2 protein-coding genes are annotated in these 1,427 nt (G+C 61.7%); both read right to left on the reverse strand.

Annotation, left to right across the window (positions count from 1 at the left end; translation table 11 throughout):
* Positions 1 to 572, reverse strand: a 572-nt coding sequence (locus tag AC1DOC_RS33520; RefSeq protein ID WP_478131549.1) for a Fic family protein, incomplete at its 3' end; no start/stop codon positions are given.
* A gap of 204 nt (positions 573 to 776) precedes the next feature.
* A partial coding sequence (locus tag AC1DOC_RS33525) for a MetQ/NlpA family ABC transporter substrate-binding protein (protein ID WP_478131550.1) occupies positions 777 to 1,427 on the reverse strand: 651 nt, incomplete at its 5' end.

The raw sequence follows: 1,427 nt of genomic DNA on the forward strand, positions 1-1,427 counted from the left end.
ATGCCCTTGAGGCCACCGTAGACCTCATCCATCCTCTTGAGAAACCGAGGGATCGATTTCCACGCTGGCGGCTGGTGGCGGCCCACCGCGACGTCATGCGTGCGGAGGCTTCCGGGAATGATGACCCGACCGTCATCGGTGAGGCGATCGGGTTCCGGGAGGCGGCGGTACAGGTTCTCGTGCGCTTGTTTCAGGAAGCCGCTGCTCAGTGCGCCCGCTTCGGTGGTGACGATTTCTTCCAGTTCCCGTTCGGCGTCGATGTGTGCCAGTGCGACACGCTGCCGTCTGGCGACGTCCGGCGTGTCGGAAAAGTCTTTGCTCAGCGCGCGCTCGATGTTCACGGGATGTGTGCTTTGTCCCTCGATGCGGTTCGAGTAGTACGAGTTCATCGATCGGACGATCTCGCGCAGCGCAGCCCGTGCTTGCGGACTTGCGGAGCCTTTCATCTCGGACGACTTCTCGAATATTCGGCGCGTGATTTCGCTCAGTTCGCCGAGTTTTTGCGTTGGCAGCAATGGCTCGAACTGATGAGGTTGGTCGTAGACCTGCAAAGGTGCGGGATTGACGGACATGGATTCCGGTTTAAGTTCTGGTCAGTTTAGGATGAAAGCCCTTTAAATTCAATAAGTTACTGAAAAACTGATCGCGATGATTTTCCGGTTGTAGTTCTGGTTGGAATACCGGAGGAGGTCATCGATGGCAACCCGCCGTAGAAGCAAAAAGCCCCCTGTGCGCGGCGCGGGCGCACAGGGGGCAAGGGGGAATCTGCGTTTGGATCAGAACGCGGGGACGAGCGAGCCCTTGAACTGCGTCTCGATGAAGCTCCTCACCTCGGGCGACTGGTAGGCCGCGACCAGCCGCCTGGCCCAGGGCTTGTCCTTGTCCGCGCGGCGCACGGCGATCAGGTTGGCATACGGACTCTTGGCCGATTCCTTGATCACGGCATCCTTGTTCAGCGACAGCCCGGCCTTCTCGGCGTAGTCGTTGTTGATGGCGGCAATCGCCAGGTCGTCGAGCGAGCGCGGGAGCTGGGCGGCGTCGAGCGGCACGAGCTTGAGCTTCTTGGGGTTGCTCACCACGTCGAGCGGCGTGGCCATGTTGTTCTTCACCGCCTCGGGCTTCAGCGTGACGAGCCCGGCCGACTGCAACAGCAGCAGCGCGCGGTTGCCGTTCGACGGGTCGTTCTGGATGCCGACCGCCGCGCCGTCGGACAACTGGTCGATCGCCTTGATCTTGCGCGAATAGAAGCCCAGCGGCGCGGTGATGGTGAGGCCCACGGGCACGATGTCGAAGCCGCGCGCCTTGTTCTGGTTGTCCAGGAAGGGCTGGTGCTGGAAGGCGTTGGCGTCCAGGTCGCCCGAGGCCAGCGCGGCATTGGGCAGCTGGTAGTCGTTGAACACCACGAGCTGGATGTTCAGGCCGTCCTT

It is taken from the genome of Variovorax sp. 01T439_2 (assembly GCF_056398445.1).